The organism is Bradyrhizobium sp. C9 (assembly GCF_002532045.1).
In the GTDB taxonomy this organism is placed as follows: Bacteria; Pseudomonadota; Alphaproteobacteria; order Rhizobiales; family Xanthobacteraceae; genus Bradyrhizobium.
In genome coordinates this window covers 14,050-33,604 of record NZ_NWTG01000039.1, presented here as the reverse complement: position 1 = coordinate 33,604, position 19,555 = coordinate 14,050, and the positions used below count along the sequence as shown (strand labels likewise).

Sequence of the window (19,555 nt, the reverse complement as noted above, 5' to 3'; positions counted from 1 at the left end):
GTTATACTCCCGACGACAATTTGAGGATTGCGTAGATCGAGGCCAATGCGACCGCGACGCAGAAGAAGTTGTTCGCCATCACGCTGGCGATCTTCAGCTTCTCGTTATGGATGTAGTCCTCGATCACGACCTGCATGCCGATCTTCATGTGCCAGGTGCTGGCGACGATGAAGAGCAGCAGGATGATGGCGATCGGGATCGAGCCGAGGATCTGCGCCGCGCCGGCATGGTTGCGGCCGATCAGCATGATCACCACGACGATCACGGGAACGATCAGCAGCGTCATCGCAACCGCGGTGAGGCGCTGGCGCCAGAAATCGCTCGTGCCGGTATGGGCGGAGCCGAGGCCGCGGACGCGCTCCAGCGGCGTACGCATCGAAGAGGGGCCGCTCATCGTCCACCTCCAACCGCGTAGGCTATGATCCAGACCAGCACGGTCAGCGCGATGCCGGCGACCAGCGCGCCCCAGGTCAGCGCTTCGCGCTCATTGGCCTTGAAGCCGTAGCCGAGGTCCCAGACGAAATGCCGGATACCGCTGCACAGATGGTGCATCAGCGCCCATGTGTAGCCGAACACGATCAGCTTGCCGATCGCGCTGCCGGTGAAGGCCTGGACGTTGGCGTAGGCGGTCGGGCCGGTGGCGGCGGCGATCAGCCACCAGGCCAGCAGCAGGGTGCCGAAATAGAGTGCCAAACCTGTGGCACGGTGGACGATGGACAGCGCCATCGTCAGCGTCCACCGGTAGGCCTGAATATGGGGTGAAAGCGGTCGTTCGATCCTGGCGGTCATCGGCGGGCTTTATGATGTGAGGGGCCGCGCCCGGCCCATCGGGGAACGCGGTAGAGGAGTTCTATTTACGGAGTCGGATCCGCCCGCGCAACGGCCAATTAGCCTTCGGTCGAACCGAAGTTCATTGTTAGAGTTGCCGAATTCTAGTTGATCCGCAGTGTGGTATACCGCATGCAAGCTCGAGTGAACCAAAGAATGAATTTGAAATCCGAATATCGGCCGGCACATTTAACGGCGCGCGGACGGGTCCCGGAAGGCGTCGATTTTGCTCCATTGCTCCACCAGATAATCGACGAATGCCCTGATCTTAGGCGATGCGAGGCGTGACGGCTGAAACATCAGATGCAGCGGTGTAGGGGCGGGTTCATGATCGATCAGCAGGCGTTGTAGGCGGCCGTCGGCGAGATCGGACTGCACCTGCCACGACGGCACGCGGACGATGCCCGCGCCCTCCCGCGCTGCACTAATCAGTGCCTCGAGGCTATTCATCCAGAGCCGACCGGATATGCGGAATTTGCGACCCGTCTTCGTGCCGTCGGCGAAGCGCCACTCGGCGCTCCCTGGCGAATCGGAGAACAACAGGCAGTCGTGCGACGAAAGCTCGTCCGGTGTCCGGGGCTCGCCGCGCCGCGCGAGATACTCGGGTGCCGCGCACACGATCAACTGCAGATCGGTGAGCTTGCGCGCGATGAGCTGCGAATCCCGCAGGCGACCGATGCGAATAGCCAGATGGATATCCTCCTCGACCATATCGACGGCACGATCGATCAACAGCAGGTCGACGGAGAGTGCCGGATAGCGGCGCAGAAACTCCACCAGCAACGGTGCGATCACAAGCCGCCCGATCAGGCTAGGAGAGCTGACGCGGATCCGGCCTGACGGTTGACGCGGGTCGCGCGCCAGCGCCGCCTCGATCTCCCGGATGTCGCCGAGAATCGATTTCGCGCGCTCGTAGAGAATTCGGCCGTCATCGGTCAGTGCGAGCCGGCGGGTGGTGCGCAGCAGCAGGCGGGTGCCGAAATGCTCCTCAAGCGCGCTGATCTGGCGGCTGACCGAGGTCAGCGAGCTCGGCAGCGAGCGCGCCGCCGCCGACAGGCTGCCGGTCTCGACCGCGCGGACAAAGGCCGTCATCGCCGCCAGCTGGTCCAAGCTCGATCCTTCCGCATTTCGCAAGAGAGCCTGCTCACGAGCATAGATACTCCCGAATCCCAAAAGGGGCTATTGGTCTCCGTAACGGCGGCTCCCGGGGAACGTGGTGCGGCCGTACGCTGACACTGCGCGAAGGACATGATGGCCGGCCTCGATCCCAGGGAATTGCTCGAGCTTGCGCTGCTGCTGATCGCGGTTGGCGCGCTGTCCGGCTTTCTCGCCGGGCTGTTCGGCATCGGCGGCGGCGCGATCCTGGTGCCGGTGTTCTACGAATGCTTTCGCCTCGCCGGTGTGCCGCTCGAGGTTCGGATGCCGCTGTGCGTCGGCACCTCGCTCGCGATCATCATCCCGACCTCGCTGAGCTCGTTTCGCGCTCATTATCGCCGCGGCGCGGTCGACATGGAGATCCTGAAGCGCTGGTGGCTGCCGATCGTGATCGGTGTCGCCGCCGGCAGCGTCACCGCGCGCTTCGCGCCGGAGCGGCTGTTCAAGATCGTGTTCGTCGTGGTGGCGTGGTCGGCGGCGGCGCGGCTGCTATTGGCGCGCGAGACCTGGAAGTTAGGCGACGACGTGCCGAAGGGATTTTTGATGCGCGTCTATGGCTTCTTCGTCGGCCTGTTGTCGACGCTGATGGGCATCGGCGGCGGCCTGTTCGCCAACCTGTTGATGACCTTCTATGGCCGCCCGATCCATCAGGCGGTCGCGACGTCTTCCGCGCTCGCGGTGCTGATCTCGATCCCTGGCGCATTGGGTTATGTCTATGCCGGCTGGCCCGCCGCCGCGCGCTTTCCAGATGTCACGGCACTGCAGCTCCCGTTCGCGCTCGGCTACGTCTCGTTGATCGGCGCGCTGCTGGTGATGCCGACCACGCTCGTCACCGCGCCGCTCGGCGTCAAGGTCGCGCACGCACTGTCGAAGCGCGCGTTGGAGGTGGCGTTCGGGGCCTATCTCTTCGTCGTCGGCGGGCGGTTCGTGATCAGCCTGTTGGGCGGGCACTAACCGCAGGGCTACGGACCGAGCTACTTCGCGTAGATATCCTTATACGTATCCCGCAGAATATTCTTCTGCACCTTGCCCATCGCATTGCGCGGCAATTCGTCGACGACGAACACGCGCTTGGGCATCTTGAACTTGGCGAGCCGCCCGTCGAGCGCCCTCAGCACCGACGCCTCGCTGATATCGGCGCCCTTGTTGCAGACGAGGACAGCGGTGACGCCTTCGCCGAAATCGGCATGCGGCACGCCGATCACGGCGGATTCGATCACGCCGGGCATGGCGTCGATCTCGCTCTCGATTTCCTTCGGGTAGACATTGAATCCACCGGAGATCACGAGATCCTTACCGCGGCCGAGGATGTGGACGTAGCCCTTGTCATCGATCTTGCCGAGGTCGCCGGTGATGAAGAAACCGTCGTCGCGGAATTCGGCCTTGGTCTTCTCCGGCATCCGCCAGTAACCCCTAAACACGTTCGGGCCCTTGACTTCGATCATGCCGATCGTCTCCCGCGCCAGCTCCTTGCCGGTTTCGGGATCGGTGACCCGCACCGAGACGCCGGGCAGCGCGAAGCCGACCGCGCCGGGCACGCGGTCGCCGTCATAGGGGTTGCTCGTATTCATGTTGGTTTCGGTCATGCCGTAGCGCTCGAGCACGGCGTGGCCGGTACGCGCCGACCATTCGCGATGGGTGTCGGCGAGCAGCGGCGCGGAGCCCGAGATGAACAGCCGCATGTGCTTGGTCGCGTCCTTGTTCAGCCCGGGGTTCTGCAACAGGCGGGTGTAGAAGGTCGGCACACCCATCATCACGGTGGCGCGGGCCATCAGCTTGAGGATCGCGTCCGGATCGAACTTCGGCAGGAAGATCATCGAGGCGCGCGAGAACAGCGTCACGTTGCTCGCCACGAACAGGCCGTGGGTGTGATAGATCGGCAGCGCGTGGATCAGCACGTCCTTGTCGGTGAAGCGCCAGTAGTCGACCAGCGAATACGAGTTCGAGGCCAGATTGTCGTGCGACAGCATCGCCCCCTTGGAGCGGCCGGTGGTGCCCGACGTGTAGAGGATCGCGGCGAGATCGTCATTGCCGCGCGGCACGGTGGCGAATTCCTTCGGCGCCTTGTCGGCGGCCTCGGTCAGCGAGCCCTTGCCGGTGGGGTCGAGCGTCTCGACCTTGGCGCCCACCTTGGCGGCGATCGCCTTGATGCCGTCGAGCTTGGAGGGATCGCAGACCACCAGCGACGGCTCAGCGTCGGTGATGAAGTATTCGAGCTCGTTCAGCGTATAGGCGGTGTTGAGCGGCAGGTAGACGCCGCCGGCGCGCACGGTGGCAAGATAGAGCACCAGGGCCGAAACCGACTTCTCGGTCTGCGCCGCGACGCGGTCGCCCGGCTTGACGCCGCGCTCCACCAGCACATTCGCCATCCGGCCCGCGCGCGCGATCAGGTCGCCGTAGGAGATGCGGCTGCCGTCGAGCTGCTTGATCGCGAGCCGGTTCGGGTCGTCGAGGCCGTCGAACAGGCGGGAAAACAGGTTGGCGTTGGTGGTCGTGTTCATGCAACATCCCCTGAGGGGCGAAAGCGCCGGTAAGAGTCCGGTTGGATTAGCAAAAACGCCCTTCGGAAAGCAACGGAGACAGTTTGCATGACAAATAATGGGAAACGCGTGGCCTGGGTCACCGGCGGCGGCACTGGAATCGGTGAATCCGGGGCGGAATTCCTGGCTGCGGAGGGCTGGACGGTGGTGATCTCCGGCCGCCGCAAGGAAGAGCTCGACCGCGTCGTGGCCAACATCACGAAAAAGGGCGGCAAGGCCGAGGCGATCCCGCTCGATGTCAGCAACAAGGCCGACGTCAACAAGGCCGCCGAGGCGATCGTCGGCAAGCACGGCCGCATCGACCTTCTGGTCAACAGCGCCGGCATCAACGTGCCGAAGCGCAGCTGGGCCGACATGGAACTGGAAGGCTGGGACAAGCTGGTCGAGGTCAACCTCAACGGCGTGCTCTACTGCATGCGCGCGGTGCTGCCGACGATGCGCAAGCAGCAGGATGGCTGCATCATCAACGTCGCGTCCTGGGCGGGCCGCCACGTCTCGAAGATGCCGGGCCCGGCCTACACCACGACCAAGCACGCGGTGCTGGCGCTGACCCATTCCTTCAACATGGACGAATGCGTCAACGGCCTGCGCGCCTGCTGCCTGTCGCCGGGCGAGGTGGCAACGCCGATCCTGAAGCAGCGGCCGGTGGTGCCGAGCGAAGCCGAGCAGGCCAAGATGCTGCAGCCGGAAGATTGCGGCCGTACCATCGCCTTCGTCGCCAGCATGCCGGCGCGGGTCTGCATGAACGAGATCCTGATCAGCCCGACGCATAACCGCGGGTTCATTCAGACCCCGGCGAACAGGGATTAGGCATAACTCTCTCAGCGGGTCGTCCCCTCGAATGCAGGGACCCATAACCACCGGTGTTGTTTGTCAGCAAGGGTTGGAGCCACAGCCTTCGTAAAACGACCACTCGTGGTTATGGGTCCCGGCCATCGCCGGGACGACGGCGTGAACGGTGCAGGGAGCGACGTCACTCACTGATCTCGTTCAGCTCCTTGCCGGAATGCTCCGGCACGAACAGGAACACCCCGATCGCCATCGCGATCATCAGCACGGGGATGCAGAGGAACGCCAGCGCGAACGAGCCGGTGTGCTGTTGGAGCGCGATCGAGACGAAGGGGAACAGCACGAAGCCGACGAAATAGGCGATCGCCCAGACCACGCCGTTGGCGGCGCCGCGAATCCGGGTCGGGAAGATTTCCGCCGTCAGCGTCGTGCTCGGACCCCAGAAGCCGAGGAAGCCGAGACACCAGGCGAGCCCGAACGCCCACAAGAGGACGCGGTCCTCGGAATAGACCCAGAGCGTCATGAAGATCGCGCCCTCGATCAAGGTCACGATAAAGGTGCGGCGGCGGCCGATCTTGTCGATCAGCCAGCCGACCGCGCACAGGCCAAGAAAGCCGCACAGGCCGTAGAACACGTAGAACAGGCTGTATTCGGCGGTCGACCAATGCTTCTCGGTCGAGAGGTACAGCGGCATCCAGGCGCCGACCGTGCCGTAGATGCAGGTCGAGGCGCAGGCGACGAACAGCGCGACCAATGTCGAAGGCAGCACGTCCGGCAGGAACACCTGGCGGATGCCGACCGACTTGGCCTTGCCGAACCAGTTGCGGTCGTCGTCGCTGACCGTGCCGCCGCGCGCCAGCGTGTCCGAGATGCGCCGCTTGCGGTCCTGCGCGCGCACCCAATGGGGCGATTCCGGACAGGTGGAGCGGATATAGATCGCGAGCAGCGCGATCATGCCGGGCACCATCACGGCGATGCGCCAGCCGAAATTGGCCGCGACCAGGCCAGTGATCGCGCCGGCGAGCGTGGCGCCGATGCACCAAGCCGAGCGCGTGATGCTGATGACGCGGCCGCGCAGCCGGGCCGGCCAGGTCTCGGCCACCAGCATCGAGCCGAGCGACCATTCGCCGTTGAGCGCGAAGAACAACAGCGAGCGCGCGATCACGAACACCGTGAAGGTCGGCGACAGCGCCGCGACCGGCATCAGAAGCGAGAACAGCGCGATGTTGACCGCGAGCAAGGTGCGGCGGCCGTAGCGGTCGGCGAGCCACGGCCAGAAATAGAGTCCGGCGATGCCGACGAACAGCGCGATCTGCATGCCGGAGCGATATTCCGGCAGGCTCAGCTGGAATTCCTTGATCACCATCGGCGAGATCAGCGCGAAGATCACGCCGTCCATGCCGTCGAAGCCCCAGCCGAGCGCATTGGCGGTGGCGATGTGCCAATGGGTTTTCGTCAGCTCGGTGCTGCCGGCGACAGCGCGGTAGTTGGCGTATTGCAGATGCTTCTGCTCGAGCGGGCCGACATCGTTGTCGGCATCGTTCACGACAGGCGCGGCGCGCCCATCCGCCGTAATGCTGCTCATGATCGGCATCCCCACGACCGCCGCGGCGAAGCTGCACCGCAATCTCAGGCTGAACCAATCGAACAACGGCGGCAAGCAAATTGCTCGCGGCGGCGCACCCGTCCATTCCGCTGAATGGAATGCGCGGGCGCGCTGCGCAACGTGTACGAAGCGCGCGCCAACCGGTTTCAGGAATCACAAAGAGTTATTTCCGGAAACCGCCCGGAACACCTCCCGTAGCTCAGGCCAACGACGACGCGCACATCAATCAACACGCGCCGTTGTTGCCCCTTCATCGCCGGCGGAGACCAAGCCGGCCGGATACCCCATCGGGAGACGAACCATGTCGAAGCGTATTGCCTATCTCGCCGCCGCTGCCTTCAGCGCCCTCGCGATCACTGCCACCGTCGTGGCGCCGGTCCGCGCCGAGGAAAAGACCGTGATGGTCGGCGGTGCCGCGATGTTCCCGTCCAAGAACATCATCCAGAACGCCGTCAATTCGAAGGACCACACCACCCTCGTCGCCGCGGTGAAGGCCGCCGGCCTGGTTGGCACGCTGGAAGGCAAGGGCCCGTTCACGGTGTTCGCGCCGACCAACGCCGCGTTTGGCAAGCTGCCGGCCGGAACCGTCGACAATCTGGTCAAGCCCGAGAACAAGGCGACGCTGACCAAGATCCTCACCTACCATGTGGTGCCCGGCAAGCTCGAGGCCTCCGACCTCACCGACGGCAAGAAGCTGAAGACCGCCGAGGGCGAGGAACTGACCGTGAAGAAGCAGGACGGCAAGGTCTGGATCGTCGATGCCAAGGGCGGCACCTCGATGGTGACGATCTCCAACGTCAACCAGTCGAACGGCGTGATCCATGTGGTCGACACCGTACTGATGCCGGCGACGTGACACCCCGTGGGCCGATTTAATCCCTGAACGCCTTATGAAACAGCGAGCCGGAGCCTCGCCCCGGCTCGCATTTTTGTGACCAGATGAGGTGGCGTATATCGAACTGATGATGCGCGACCCCGTAACGGAACGCCGGTTCCCGGCGTATAAGCTGGTAACGACCACGAGCAGAGACATTCCATGACGAGCCTTGCCGTCAGCGACCACCAGGCAGAGACCGCGACGCCCGCGAAGGTGATCCAGCCGGTCTGGGTGCGGATGGTGCACTGGATCAACGCATTCGCGATGCTCCTGATGATCATGTCCGGCTGGCAGATCTATAACGCCTCGCCGCTGTTCGGCTTCACCTTCTCGCGGAGCATCACGCTCGGCGGCTGGCTCGGCGGCGCGCTGCTCTGGCACTTCGCCGCGATGTGGCTGCTGATGGTCAACGGCCTCGTCTATCTGGCGCTCGGCTTCGCCACCGGCCGCTTCCGCAAGAAGCTGCTGCCGATCACCCCTGGCGGCGTGATTGCCGACACCAAGGCGGCGCTGACCTTCAAGCTCTCGCATGACGATCTCAGCAAGTACAATTCGGTGCAGAAGCTGCTCTATGCCGGCATCATTACCGTCGGTGTCGTCATCGTGCTGTCCGGCCTGTCGATGTGGAAGCCGGTGCAGTTGCATTGGCTGGTCTCGCTGTTCGGCGGCTACGACATCGCGCGCTATGTCCACTTCACCTGCATGGCGCTGATCGTCGCCTTCCTGGTGATCCATGTCGCACTCGCGCTGCTGGTGCCGAAGAGCCTGCGCGCCATGATCATCGGGCGCTGAGGGAGGTCACCATGGGTCGTCTCAGAAAACTCCTGATCCCCGGCGTCGACAAGAAGCTGCTGGTGCGCGACGCAGTGAAGACGATGCCGGAGCTGACACGCCGCCGCTTCATCACGGCAGGCACCAGCCTCGGTGCGCTGACGCTGCTGACCGGCTGCGACGTGGTCGATTCCTCGTCGGCGGAGGAGCTGCTGAAGAAGGTCTCGAAGTTCAACGACGCGGTGCAGGCCTGGATGTTCAATCCGGATGCGCTGGCGCCGACCTTCCCCGAGAGCATGATCACCAAGCCGTTCCCGTTCAATGCCTATTACGACCTCGACGATGCGCCCGAGATCGCAGGCGCGGACTGGAAGCTCGAGGTGCGTGGGCTGGTCGAGAACAAGAAGTCGTGGACGCTCGACGAATTGTACAAGCTGCCGCAGGAGAAGCAGGTGACGCGCCATATCTGCGTCGAAGGCTGGAGCGCGATCGGCAGCTGGACCGGTACGCCCTTGCGCGATTTCCTCAAGCTGGTCGGCGCCGACACCCGCGCCAAATATGTCTGGTTCCAGTGTGCCGACAAGGACGGCTACAATTCACCCTTGGACATGCGCACGGCGCTGCACCCGCAGACCCAGATGACGTTCAAATTCGCCGACCAGATCCTGCCGCGCGCCTACGGCTTCCCGATGAAGATCCGGGTGCCGACCAAGCTCGGCTTCAAGAACCCGAAATACGTGCTCTCGATGGAAGTCACCAACGACTACAAGGGCGGCTACTGGGAAGACCAGGGGTATAATTCGTTTAGCGGGAGCTGACTTACTGTCGTCCCGGCGAAGGCCGGGACCCATGCTCCGCGGCCGAAGCAATGGGCAGGCGGGGAGAGACTTCCCTCCACAACGCCCACCTGTGGTTATGGGTTCCGGCCTTCGCCGGGACGACGTCAGGAGGGGACCTTCCTCTGAAACGCCGACAGCACCGCCCCCAGCGCCAGCATCGCGGCCGAGACGTTCAGCGCAAATGACAGGCTGCCGACCGCGTCGGTGATGGCGCCGACCACGATCGGGCCGAGCGTCTGGCCGATGCCGAAGGCGATGGTCATCGCCGCAATTGCGGTCGGCCAGGCTTCCGGCGGGTAGTTGAGGCGCACGAAGGCGGTCGTTGATCCCACCACGGCGAAGAACGCGACGCCGAACACCAGCGCCGAGATCGCGAGCAGCAGCGGCGAATGCCCGAAGATCGGCAGAGCCGCGCCGAGTGCGTTGACGCCGAGGATGATTGTCGTGGCGAGCCCGCCGCGGTCGAGCGCCAAAACCCGCCGCCAGACCCAGGGCGTCACGAACGCGCTGACGCCGATCAGGCTCCAGAATGCGCTCTGTGCAGCCGCGCCGCCGCCGCCGTCGCGGACATAGGCGATCATGAAGGTCATGTAGGCGATGTAGCCAGCGCCGAACAGGAAGTAGGCGGCGAGGTAGATCAGGACCGGCATGATTGCGAATTTGGTCCGCACGATGCCGCCGGCGGCAGTATTGGCGTGCAATGGCGCAAGCAGCAGCGGCGCGGTCATGATCGCCGAGAGCAAGGTCATTGCCCACCACACGATCCACCATGAGCCGGCGCCGAAACTCTGCAACACGAACGGCGCGATCAGGCCGGATGCCAGGATGCCGACGCCCGGCCCGGCATAGAACAGGCTGAGCAGGAAGTTGGCGCGCTCCGGTCGTGATTGCGCGATGGTCGCCGCAAGCGCGCCGCCGCCGACGAAGCCGATTGCGGCGGCGAAGCCGACCAGGAGGCGGGCGAAGCTCAGCACGGCGAAATTGCTTGTGAGCGCGCACAGTGCCAGCGACAGCGCGCAGGCCAGCGTCGACCAGCGCACCGATGCGGCGAGCCCGAAGCGCTGGATCAGGCGGGACGCGACCAGCGCGCCGGCCAAATAGCCGGCGGCATTGATCGTGTTCATGAAGCCGGCGGCCGAATACGACCAGGCCAAGGAGTCGCGCATATCGGGCAGCACCAGCGAATAGGCGAAACGGCCGATGCCGAGACCGACCGTCGGTGCGAGCGACAAAATAAGGATCAGCCGCGCGGGATGCGGGTAGGACGGGGAGGGGGCTCTCACAATTTACTCCGGCAAGGCCGCCATTGTGGCAGGCCGCGCCGGTCCTGCCCAGCGCCGCACGTCGCAACACTGTCTTGCGGATCGGGCAATCAGGCGATCAGGACCAGCGCGATGCCGATCACGGTCAGCAGGGTTCCGGCGACGATCCGCGCGGTGATCTCGACATGCTTGAGCATGACAGCGCTCAACGCCACGGTCACCAGCGGGTAGATCGCAGCGAGCGGCGCCACCAGCGTGATCGGCCCGTTGCGGACCGCCGCGAACAGGCTGAGCGCGCTGAGCCCGTTGCTGATCCCCGTCAATGCAAACCAGAACCGGCCGTCGCGCGGTGCGTGCACCATGAAGCTGCCCTTGCGGACGCGCTGCACCGTCAGCACCACCAGCGAGGACATGATGTAGCCGACCAGGCAGGCCCATAGCGGGCTCGGCCAGATCGCCAGCCCGAGCTTGGCGATCGGGGGCACGATGCCGCGCACCAGCGCGCTCGCGAGCGGCAGTAGCAGCGCCCAGCTGCGCCAATGACCGAGGTCACGCGGCCGGGTCACGGTAATGATCGCGGCACCGGCCACTGCGACCACGAGGCCGATCAGCTGTTGCGGCGCGAGCGGCTCATGCAGCAGCACCACGGCGGCTGACACCGCAAACAGCGGCGCCAGATTGCCCAATGTCGAGGTGATGACAGGCCCGAGCGCCCGGTTCGAGGCGAAGGTCAGGAGCGTCAGCGAGGCCGGGAAGAACAGGCCGATCGCCATGAAGATCGGCAGGCCGCGCCAAACCACCGGCTCGCCATGCAGGATCAGCGGCGACAGCACGAGGAACAGCAGGGTGAAGGATGGCACGCTGATCGCGGCGCCCGACAGCGGCTCGACGGTGCGCAGGCCAAGCTGCGCCAGCACGACGCCGGCGCCGAGGAAAATGGCCGAGGCGAAGGCGTAGACAATGGCTGCGGTCATGAGGTCCGTCTTGTTGGCTTCTTTTCGGGCGCGGTTGGCTCTTTGCGGGTCATTTTGACCCTGTCCGGGGTGCCTTGCCAATCCGTGCGGGGCGTTTTAGCACTCGCGCGGAATGATGGCGGGCATGCCCGATTGAGCGAGGTAACGACCATGGCGACCCATAAACTGCTGCTTCTCCCCGGCGACGGCATCGGCCCCGAAGTGATGGCCGAGGTGCAGCGCCTGATCGACTGGCTGAATGCGCAGGGCATCGCGAAATTCGAGACCGAGCAGGGCCTGGTCGGCGGCTCGGCCTATGACGCGCACAAGGTGTCGATCTCCGAAGGCGACATGGCCAAGGCCACCGCGGCCGACGCCGTGATCTTCGGTGCGGTCGGCGGTCCGAAGTGGGACAGCGTGCCCTATGAGGTGCGCCCGGAGGCGGGCCTGCTGCGGCTGCGCAAGGATCTCGAGTTGTTCGCCAATTTGCGTCCGGCGGTGTGCTATCCGGCGCTGGCCGATGCCTCGAGCCTCAAGCGCGAGGTGGTCGAGGGCCTCGACATCATGATCGTGCGCGAGCTCACCGGCGGCGTCTATTTCGGCGAGCCGAAGACCATCACCGATATCGGCAACGGCCAGAAGCGCGCGGTCGACACCCAGGTCTACGACACCTTCGAGATCGAGCGCATCGGCCGCGTCGCCTTCGAGCTGGCGCGCAAGCGCAAGAACAAGGTGACGTCGATGGAGAAGCGCAACGTCATGAAGTCGGGCGTGCTCTGGAACGAGGTCATGACCCAGGTCCACGCGCGCGAATACAAGGACGTCACGCTGGAGCACCAGCTCGCCGATTCCGGCGGCATGAACCTCGTCAAGACTCCGAAGCAGTTCGACGTCATCGTGACCGACAATCTGTTCGGCGACATGCTGTCCGACATCGCGGCGATGCTCACGGGCTCGCTCGGCCTGCTGCCGTCGGCTTCGCTCGGCAAGGAGGACGCCAAGAACAAGGAACGCAAGGCATTGTATGAGCCGGTGCACGGCTCGGCGCCCGATATCGCCGGCCGAGGTCTCGCCAATCCGATCGCGATGATCGCCTCGTTCGGCATGGCGCTGCGCTATTCCTTCGGCATGGGCGATCTCGCCGACAAGGTCGATGCCGCGATCGCCGCCGTGCTCGCCAGCGGGTTGCGCACTGCCGATATCAAGTCGGCCGGCACCACGTCCGTCAGCACGGCGCAGATGGGCGAAGCGATCCTGAAGGAATTGCAGAAGCTGCACGCGTAACGGCTCGCGCCGTCGTTCCGGGCGCGATGCTTCGCATCGCCCCGGAATGACGAAGCCCAAAACAAAAAATGCCCGGCCGGAGCCGGGCATTTTCGTATCGGCCATCAGCCGAAATTCTCAGTACAGCGGGAAGCTCCGCGGATAGCCGCCGAGATCGGCCGGCGGGCTGAGCGGCTGGCGGTCGATCGGGCGGTTGTTGTTCTCGCGCGCGAACGACGGGTAGCCGACATCAGGCGGATAGGCGTAGTCGTTGAACTTGCGGTCGCCCGGCAGCACTTCGGTGCCGGCATCGAGCCACGAGCGCGTGGTGACGTAAACGCGGGTGCGCGGCCCCTGCTGATAGACCCGGTTCGGGCCCTGCGCGCCGTAGTAACGGCGGCCGTCACGGTCATACTGCTCTTGCTGCTTGCGCTTGCTCGGGGTCTGCTGCGCGCTGGCCGCGGTCATGCCAAGCGCGGTTGCGGTGACGGCAGCCGCGGCAAGCAACACCACGAGCTTGTTCGCGGCAGGGAATTTCAAGGTCATCGCATCCTCGTCATTACGGCCCCATCGGGGGCTGGCGCATCAGCCAAAATCACTCGGAACACATTGTAGCCACGGAGGGTGGGGCGTCACTAGGTCAATTGCGCCACACCACCAGAGATAATGCGTGTCCAAGCGCAAAAGTTTCATGAAAACCAGTGCCTTGCCACGGTCTCGCCATCAAAGCGCGCCGCGCAGAAGCGGGTTCTCGCTGCCCATCACCCAGTCGGTCGACAGGGCGGGCGGGCCGGAGGTAACGCAGTCGGTACGCCGTAGCTCGGCATGCGCGAACAGCCCGGCGAGCCGCGGGTCGTTGCCCGCGGCCAGCAGGGTCAGACGGTTCAGTATGCAGACGATCGCGGCGCGCTGGGCCGGCAGGCTGGCGCCCTGGCAGGTCCAGCCCGAGATGCGCAGATCGGGGGCGTCGGCCTGCTTGAGGAAGCCGAGGCAGGCGCGGCTGCCCTCCTGCCGCGCCGGGCGCAGCAGGGTGACGCCGCCGAACTTGCTGTCGACGATGCCGGCGGCCTCGAGCTCGCGGACGCCGCCCGGGTCGAGCCGCCCGGCAATATCGGTGACCGCGGACCCCATGGCCTCGCCGCCGGGGCGGTAGATTTCCAGCTCGGCTGCCGGCGCGCCATTGGCATCAGTCCAGCGGAAGACGTCCTTGCGGCCGCCCTCGGGATGCCTGAAAACTTCATAAGCCTCTGTTTTATCTCGCGGATCGCGCTTGCTGATGGCGAAGGCCGGTCCCATGCGGCCACCTGCGCCCCAGCCCGCGGCGGCGGGTGCCGCCGTCGCCGTTGCGTCCGGCAGTTGCTTCCATAGATGGATGCCGAGGGCGGCGAACAGCGCCAGCGCGGCGACATAGGCAAACAGCCCGGAGAGCGTGGCGTACACCTCATCGACGAAGCTCGTCAGTGCGGACGGATTTCTCGTATGATGGGGCGCGGCCGGATCGGCCCGAAATAAACGCATCAAAACGCTCAAAAGGCTACGCAACGTTGTCTTGACGGGGTTTCTCGCATAGAAGCGCTGCCTCTTCCCTTTCCTTGAGTTGCGGGGGAACGGGCATTTTTCGTCGGAGAGTGAACGATGGGTTACAAAGTCGCGGTGGTCGGAGCGACCGGCAATGTCGGGCGCGAAATGCTCAACATTCTCGATGAGCGCAAATTCCCCGCCGACGAGGTCGTCGTGCTGGCCTCGCGCCGCAGCGTCGGCATCGAGGTCTCCTATGGCGACCGCACCCTGAAGGTGAAGGCGCTCGAGCACTATGACTTCTCCGACATCGACATCTGCCTGATGTCGGCCGGCGGCGCGGTCTCGAAGGAATGGTCGCCCAAGATCGGCGCCGCCGGCGCGGTCGTGATCGATAATTCCTCGGCCTGGCGCATGGACCCGGACGTGCCGCTGATCGTGCCGGAGGTGAACGCGGACGCGGCCGCCGGTTTCACCAAGAAGAACATCATCGCCAACCCGAACTGCTCGACCGCGCAGCTCGTCGTGGCGCTGAAGCCGCTGCACGACAAGGCGACGATCACGCGTGTCGTGGTCGCGACCTATCAATCGGTGTCGGGCGCCGGCAAGGACGCCATGGATGAGTTGTTCTCGCAGACCAAGGCCGTCTACACCAACGACGAGCTGATCAATAAGAAGTTTCCGAAGCGCATCGCCTTCAACATCATTCCGCAGATCGACGTCTTCATGGAAGACGGCTTCACCAAGGAAGAGTGGAAGATGATGGCGGAGACCAAGAAGATCCTCGATCCCAAGATCAAGCTGACCGCGACCTGCGTGCGCGTGCCGGTCTTCGTCAGCCACTCCGAGGCCGTCAACGTCGAGTTCGCCAACCCGATCACGGCGGACGAGGCGCGCAACATCCTGCGCAATGCGCCGGGCTGCCTCGTAATCGACAAGCACGAGCCGGGCGGCTACGTCACGCCGTATGAGGCCGCCGGCGAGGACGCGACCTATATCAGCCGCATCCGCGAGGATGCGACGGTGGAGAACGGCCTGTCGTTCTGGTGCGTGTCGGACAATCTGCGCAAGGGCGCGGCGCTGAACGCGATCCAGATCGCGGAAGTCCTGATCAACCGCAAGCTGATCACCGCGAAGAAGAAAGCGGCCTAAGGGCGGGGACCAACGGGGGGGCGCGACCATGTCGGAACAGTTGGCTCCCACCCCATCGAGTCCCCCGACGCCGCGCATCATGCGCGGCTTCGAATATGTGCTGTTCAACAGCCGCTGGCTGATGGCGCCGTTCTATGTCGGCCTGGTGGTGGCGCTTGCCGTGCTGCTGCTGAAATTCGCGCGCATGCTGTGGGAGTTCGTGCTGCATGCGTCCGGCTACAAATCGACGGAAGTCATCCTCGATGCGCTGGCACTGATCGACGTCACGCTGGTCGCCAATCTCATTCTGATCGTGGTGTTTTCGGGCTACGAGAACTTCGTCTCGCGCATCGACACGTCGGGCAACCCGAACTGGCCGATCTGGATCACCAAGATCGATTTTGCCGGGCTGAAGCAGAAGCTGCTGGCGTCGATCGTCGCGATCTCCGCGATCCACGTGCTGGAAGCGTTCCTGAACATCGATGCCGCGTTCGACGCGACGCGGATGACCTGGCTGGTTGCCGTGCACCTGGTGTTCGTGATCTCGGCGCTGTTGCTGGCGCTGTCCGATCGCTGGGGCGCCGATCACGGCGGGGAGTAGCCGATAGCGCTACGCGCCGGCCTTCACGGCGTCGGTGACGCTGATGAATTCCTTCGCGGCTCGGTCCAGCACGAACAGCGAGCCCTCGGCGACGCCGAAATAGGCGCCGTGCAGCTGCATCTCGCCGCTCTCGACCCGCTCGCGCACGAACGGGAAGGTCATCAGGTTTTCCAGCGAGCGGAACACCGCGGCCTTCTCGATGCGGGTGACGAAGTCCTGCATGCTCTCATGGTCGCGCTGCTCGACCACCTCGCCCGGCTTGATGAACATCTGCATCCATTTGCCGATGAAGTCGCCGGGCGTCAGCGGCTTGATCTTGTCGACGAAGGCGCGGATGCCGCCGCACTGGGCATGGCCCAGCACCACGATGTTCTTCACCTTCAGCACGGTCACGGCATATTCCAGCGCGGCCGAGACGCCGTGGGCGTTGCTGTCGGGCTGATAGACTGGAACCAAATTGGCGATGTTGCGGACCACGAACAATTCGCCCGGGCCGGCATCGAAGATCACTTCCGGCGAGACGCGGGAATCGCAGCAGCCGATCACCATGGTCTCGGGGAACTGGCCGCGTTCGGACAGGTCCCGGTATCGCGACTGTTCAGTCGGCAACCGCTGGGTCGCGAAGGTCCGGTAGCCGTCGATCAACTGCTTCGGAAAGAATTTCATGGCCTCTGCCTAACCACATGCCGGTGACGGGAACAAGACTTTCGGCGTGCATCCTGAGATGATACGGCAGCGTTGAAGGATGGTTCCGCCCGATGCCCAAACAATGGACAGTGGCGGAGCCCGAGCCCCAGGAGAATGCCGATGACCCGTCCGCGCCGCAGCCTGTTGTTCATGCCGGGATCGAATGCACGGGCGCTGGAGAAGGCCCGCGCGCTGGCGGCCGACGGCATCATCCTCGACCTCGAGGATTCCGTTGCCCCCGACGCCAAGGCGGTGGCCCGCGAGCAGATCGCCAAGGCGGTCGCGGCCAGGGGCTTCGGCAAGCGCGAGGTCCTGATCCGCATCAACGCGCTCGACAGCCCGTGGTGGGTCGATGACATCGGCATGGCCGGCAAGGCGCAGCCGGACGGGATCCTGGTTCCCAAGATTTCCACCGTCGACGATCTCAACGCTGTCGCCGATCGCCTCAGCGACATCAATGCCCCTGCTTCGATCCGGGTCTGGGCGATGATCGAGACCGCGCGCGCCGTGCTCGATGCCGACAAGCTTGCCGCGGCATCGAAGGACTCCGAGGTCCGGCTCGCCGGCTTCGTGTTCGGGCCGAACGACATTGCGCGCGAGACCCGGATCCGGATGAAGCCGGGCCGCGCGGCGATGATCCCGATGATCACGCACTGCATCCTGGCGACCCGCGCGCACGGACTCGAGATCCTCGATGGCCCCTATGGCGACATCAGCAATATCGACGGCTTCGCGGAGGAATGCGCGCAGGGCCGCGATCTCGGCTTCGACGGCAAGACGCTGATCCACCCGAGCCACATCGACGCCTGCAACGCGATCTTCACGCCGCCGGAGGCCGAGGTCGCCGAGGCCCGCAGGATCATCGCCGCGTTCGAGCAGCCGGAGAACGCCGCGCGCGGCGCGATCCAGCTCGACGGCCGCATGGTCGAGCGCCTGCACGCCGAGATGGCGAAGCGCACCATCGCGATCGCGGACGCGATCGCTGCGATGGGACAGTGAAAACCATCGACCTGTTGCGCTCTATTCGCGCTTCAGGCTCATGATGTAGTTCGCGAGATCATCGGCCTCGCTTGGCCCGATGATGATGTTCGGCATCGTCGGGTGACTCGTTTTCAGGAATACCTTGAGCCAGAGCACGGTGGTTGAGGGCCGGTTGGCGACGGTGACGAAGTCCGGCGGGACTTTCTTCGCGCCCGTCGCGAGCGCGCCGACGACATGGCACTCCATGCACCAGCCTTCCGCCAAACGATGCCCGGCCGTGATGCTATTCGAAGGCTGTTCCGCGCCGTTGGCCTGATGCAGGCGCAGCAGCAGGAGCGCGGCCATCCCGACCAGCAGGATCAGCAATGCGCGACGCCAGACGGCGTGCTGATTCAGCATCGATGTACCTTCAAGACGATGATCTGCCGTGGCCTGCAGCCTCACCCAGCGCTTCGATCGTGGGGGCGTTCGGACAGTATTGCTGATAGCACGCACCGGAGGTACCGGCAGCGAGATCATGGTCGCACTGCCGCTTGTGGCCGCACAGGCTGCAGACTCGCTCCATGTCGCGCAGCACCAGTGTCTCGGCGCGGGCCAGCTTCTCCCGATCGATCCCGAGCGCCTCGAGCAGCATGGGCAGCTCGTCCGCACTGTGTGGCCCCTGGCGCGCCAACGCCATGAGGTCCTCGGGGCTGATCCGCAAGTCGCTCGCAATCTGGCTGAAGCTTGCGTCGTCCAGTTCGCGCAGTTCGCCAAGCTCGCGCTGATGCTTCAGCCAGTTGCTAAACAGATCGATCAGATACTCAACGACGGGGTACTGGGCTTCGGTGGTCATGGGCGCCTCCGATATAGAGCGGCTGCCCCATATGACGCCTTCTGCGCAATCCAGCCTTGCGGCAGATCAAATCGGCTCAGGCCTGGCCAAAGCGCTCCGACGCCCAGGCATAGAGACTGCCGGGGATCGGCGCATCCTTGCCGCGTCCCTTCGGGGAGATGTGCAGGCCGATGATCCCGGGATCATCAAGGTAGCGCGAAACATCCGACGGCTCGAAGAATAGTCTTGGTTCGGCGTGCACCGCGTAGAACGAGCGCTTCGGCAGCGCGTGCTGCAACTCGCCTTCACGGCGCGCGAGCGCGGTGAGCGCAGCCGGGCCAAAGATCGCGACGCGGATGTCGGACAGGCGATTGGATTTGCCGCGCAGCTTGCGCATCGCGAAGGTCAGGCGGTGGCGCAACGCCAGCCAGTCCGGCGTCAGCTCGTCCTGCTGCATCAGCGCTTCGAATGCGCGTACGATCGGATCGTTGTATGGCAGGTACAGCACCGAGTTGCCAAGCTGCCGCGGCCGCTCCCAGGCGAAATAGGGTTTTGCCGGATCGATCTCGACGCCCTTCAAGAGCAGCACATCGGCGTCGAGCCAGAGCCCGGCGCGTTGCTTCATCAGCCGCATGCGGAAGAAGTCGCTGAACTGCAGGATGGTCCAGTCACGCCACGATCCGTCGCGCTCGGCCGGACGCAGCCGCTCCGAGAATGAATGCGGCAGCACCGCCTCGGCCTCGGCGTTGCCGATGCCGTCGGGCAGCCCGGGGATTGGATCGAAACTGTAGACGGTGACCTTGTGCCCGGCGGCCAGCTGTGAGCGCAAACAGGTCCGGCGCAGCGCGTCCATCGAGCCGTGCCAGAAGGTGACGATGTCAGGCAGCATGCGCGTCAGCCATCAGCAGGTTCGTGAGAAGACAATTTCGCAAAGAAAAGC

The 19,555-nt window shown here is 64.6% G+C and carries 22 protein-coding genes; 9 read left to right on the top strand and 13 right to left on the bottom strand.

The window, feature by feature from the left end:
* Position 1: 1 nt before the first annotated feature.
* The 3 genes from sdhD to CO675_RS37820 form a co-directional block, all read right to left on the bottom strand.
* Complete coding sequence (sdhD, locus tag CO675_RS37830; protein WP_094194339.1) at positions 2-376, bottom strand: succinate dehydrogenase, hydrophobic membrane anchor protein; 375 nt, start codon at positions 374-376, stop codon at positions 2-4.
* Between the two features lie 14 nt (positions 377-390).
* Entirely contained in the window at positions 391-789 is a 399-nt protein-coding gene (sdhC, locus tag CO675_RS37825; protein WP_097676960.1) for a succinate dehydrogenase, cytochrome b556 subunit, read from the bottom strand.
* A 228-nt stretch (positions 790-1,017) separates the two neighbouring features.
* A complete protein-coding gene (locus CO675_RS37820; protein WP_097676959.1) occupies positions 1,018-1,938 on the bottom strand; it encodes a LysR family transcriptional regulator in 921 nt (306 codons plus the stop codon).
* Between the two features lie 138 nt (positions 1,939-2,076).
* On the opposite strand from CO675_RS37820, the gene CO675_RS37815 reads away from it, so the two are divergent.
* Entirely contained in the window at positions 2,077-2,937 is an 861-nt protein-coding gene (locus CO675_RS37815) for a sulfite exporter TauE/SafE family protein (RefSeq protein ID WP_097676958.1), read from the top strand.
* A 20-nt stretch (positions 2,938-2,957) separates the two neighbouring features.
* Here the strand turns inward: CO675_RS37815 and CO675_RS37810 are convergent, their stop codons facing one another.
* Positions 2,958-4,484 carry a malonate--CoA ligase gene (locus CO675_RS37810; RefSeq protein ID WP_097676957.1) on the bottom strand — a complete coding sequence of 509 codons (1,527 nt, stop codon included), beginning with the start codon at positions 4,482-4,484 and terminating at the stop codon, positions 2,958-2,960.
* Between the two features lie 87 nt (positions 4,485-4,571).
* Here CO675_RS37810 and CO675_RS37805 point away from each other — a divergent pair, with 87 nt between their 5' ends.
* On the top strand, positions 4,572-5,333 hold the full coding sequence (locus tag CO675_RS37805; RefSeq protein WP_097676956.1) for an SDR family oxidoreductase: 762 nt from the start codon (positions 4,572-4,574) through the stop codon (positions 5,331-5,333).
* Between the two features lie 163 nt (positions 5,334-5,496).
* Here CO675_RS37805 and CO675_RS37800 read toward each other — a convergent pair whose 3' ends face one another.
* Positions 5,497-6,897, bottom strand: a complete 1,401-nt coding sequence (locus CO675_RS37800) for an MFS transporter (protein WP_097676974.1) — start codon at positions 6,895-6,897, stop codon at positions 5,497-5,499.
* Between the two features lie 322 nt (positions 6,898-7,219).
* On the opposite strand from CO675_RS37800, the gene CO675_RS37795 reads away from it, so the two are divergent.
* The 3 genes from CO675_RS37795 (at position 7,220) to CO675_RS37785 (ending at position 9,384) form a co-directional block, all read left to right on the top strand.
* A complete protein-coding gene (locus CO675_RS37795; RefSeq protein ID WP_097676955.1) occupies positions 7,220-7,774 on the top strand; it encodes a fasciclin domain-containing protein in 555 nt (184 codons plus the stop codon).
* Positions 7,775-7,954: 180 nt separating this feature from the next.
* Entirely contained in the window at positions 7,955-8,587 is a 633-nt protein-coding gene (locus tag CO675_RS37790) for a cytochrome b/b6 domain-containing protein (RefSeq protein ID WP_097676954.1), read from the top strand.
* A gap of 11 nt (positions 8,588-8,598) precedes the next feature.
* Positions 8,599-9,384: a molybdopterin-binding protein gene (locus CO675_RS37785; protein WP_097676953.1), complete on the top strand. Its 786-nt coding sequence runs from the start codon at positions 8,599-8,601 to the stop codon at positions 9,382-9,384.
* A 125-nt stretch (positions 9,385-9,509) separates the two neighbouring features.
* On the opposite strand, the gene CO675_RS37780 is transcribed toward CO675_RS37785, so the two are convergent.
* The gene (locus CO675_RS37780; protein ID WP_097676952.1) at positions 9,510-10,688 is read right to left on the bottom strand and encodes a YbfB/YjiJ family MFS transporter; all 1,179 of its coding nucleotides are present in this window, start codon (positions 10,686-10,688) and stop codon (positions 9,510-9,512) included.
* An 89-nt stretch (positions 10,689-10,777) separates the two neighbouring features.
* On the bottom strand, positions 10,778-11,641 hold the full coding sequence (locus CO675_RS37775) for an EamA family transporter (protein WP_097676951.1): 864 nt from the start codon (positions 11,639-11,641) through the stop codon (positions 10,778-10,780).
* Between the two features lie 150 nt (positions 11,642-11,791).
* Between CO675_RS37775 and leuB the strand changes: the two genes are divergently transcribed.
* Positions 11,792-12,904 carry a 3-isopropylmalate dehydrogenase gene (gene leuB / locus CO675_RS37770; RefSeq protein ID WP_097676950.1) on the top strand — a complete coding sequence of 371 codons (1,113 nt, stop codon included), beginning with the start codon at positions 11,792-11,794 and terminating at the stop codon, positions 12,902-12,904.
* 117 nt (positions 12,905-13,021) lie between these two features.
* Here leuB and CO675_RS37765 read toward each other — a convergent pair whose 3' ends face one another.
* Both CO675_RS37765 and CO675_RS37760 read right to left on the bottom strand, forming a co-directional pair.
* On the bottom strand, positions 13,022-13,429 hold the full coding sequence (locus CO675_RS37765; protein ID WP_097676949.1) for a hypothetical protein: 408 nt from the start codon (positions 13,427-13,429) through the stop codon (positions 13,022-13,024).
* Between the two features lie 177 nt (positions 13,430-13,606).
* Positions 13,607-14,401, bottom strand: coding sequence for a hypothetical protein (locus CO675_RS37760; protein ID WP_097676948.1), 795 nt, complete (start codon positions 14,399-14,401; stop codon positions 13,607-13,609).
* Between the two features lie 117 nt (positions 14,402-14,518).
* Here CO675_RS37760 and CO675_RS37755 point away from each other — a divergent pair, with 117 nt between their 5' ends.
* Together CO675_RS37755 and CO675_RS37750 are read left to right on the top strand one after the other, a co-directional pair.
* Positions 14,519-15,553 (top strand): aspartate-semialdehyde dehydrogenase, encoded by a 1,035-nt coding sequence (locus CO675_RS37755; protein ID WP_097676947.1) that lies wholly within the window; start codon positions 14,519-14,521, stop codon positions 15,551-15,553.
* Between the two features lie 28 nt (positions 15,554-15,581).
* Positions 15,582-16,133, top strand: a complete 552-nt coding sequence (locus CO675_RS37750) for a TIGR00645 family protein (protein ID WP_097676946.1) — start codon at positions 15,582-15,584, stop codon at positions 16,131-16,133.
* A gap of 9 nt (positions 16,134-16,142) precedes the next feature.
* Here CO675_RS37750 and CO675_RS37745 read toward each other — a convergent pair whose 3' ends face one another.
* The gene (locus CO675_RS37745; RefSeq protein ID WP_097676945.1) at positions 16,143-16,799 is read right to left on the bottom strand and encodes a carbonic anhydrase; all 657 of its coding nucleotides are present in this window, start codon (positions 16,797-16,799) and stop codon (positions 16,143-16,145) included.
* Positions 16,800-16,940: 141 nt separating this feature from the next.
* On the opposite strand from CO675_RS37745, the gene CO675_RS37740 reads away from it, so the two are divergent.
* Positions 16,941-17,819, top strand: coding sequence for an HpcH/HpaI aldolase/citrate lyase family protein (locus CO675_RS37740; RefSeq protein WP_097676973.1), 879 nt, complete (start codon positions 16,941-16,943; stop codon positions 17,817-17,819).
* Between the two features lie 21 nt (positions 17,820-17,840).
* On the opposite strand, the gene CO675_RS37735 is transcribed toward CO675_RS37740, so the two are convergent.
* From CO675_RS37735 to CO675_RS37725, 3 genes are all read right to left on the bottom strand, one after another.
* Positions 17,841-18,200, bottom strand: a complete 360-nt coding sequence (locus CO675_RS37735; RefSeq protein ID WP_097676944.1) for a c-type cytochrome — start codon at positions 18,198-18,200, stop codon at positions 17,841-17,843.
* Positions 18,201-18,210: 10 nt separating this feature from the next.
* Complete coding sequence (locus CO675_RS37730) at positions 18,211-18,636, bottom strand: hypothetical protein (RefSeq protein WP_097676943.1); 426 nt, start codon at positions 18,634-18,636, stop codon at positions 18,211-18,213.
* Positions 18,637-18,712: 76 nt separating this feature from the next.
* A complete protein-coding gene (locus CO675_RS37725; RefSeq protein ID WP_097676942.1) occupies positions 18,713-19,504 on the bottom strand; it encodes a hypothetical protein in 792 nt (263 codons plus the stop codon).
* Positions 19,505-19,555 lie beyond the last annotated feature (51 nt).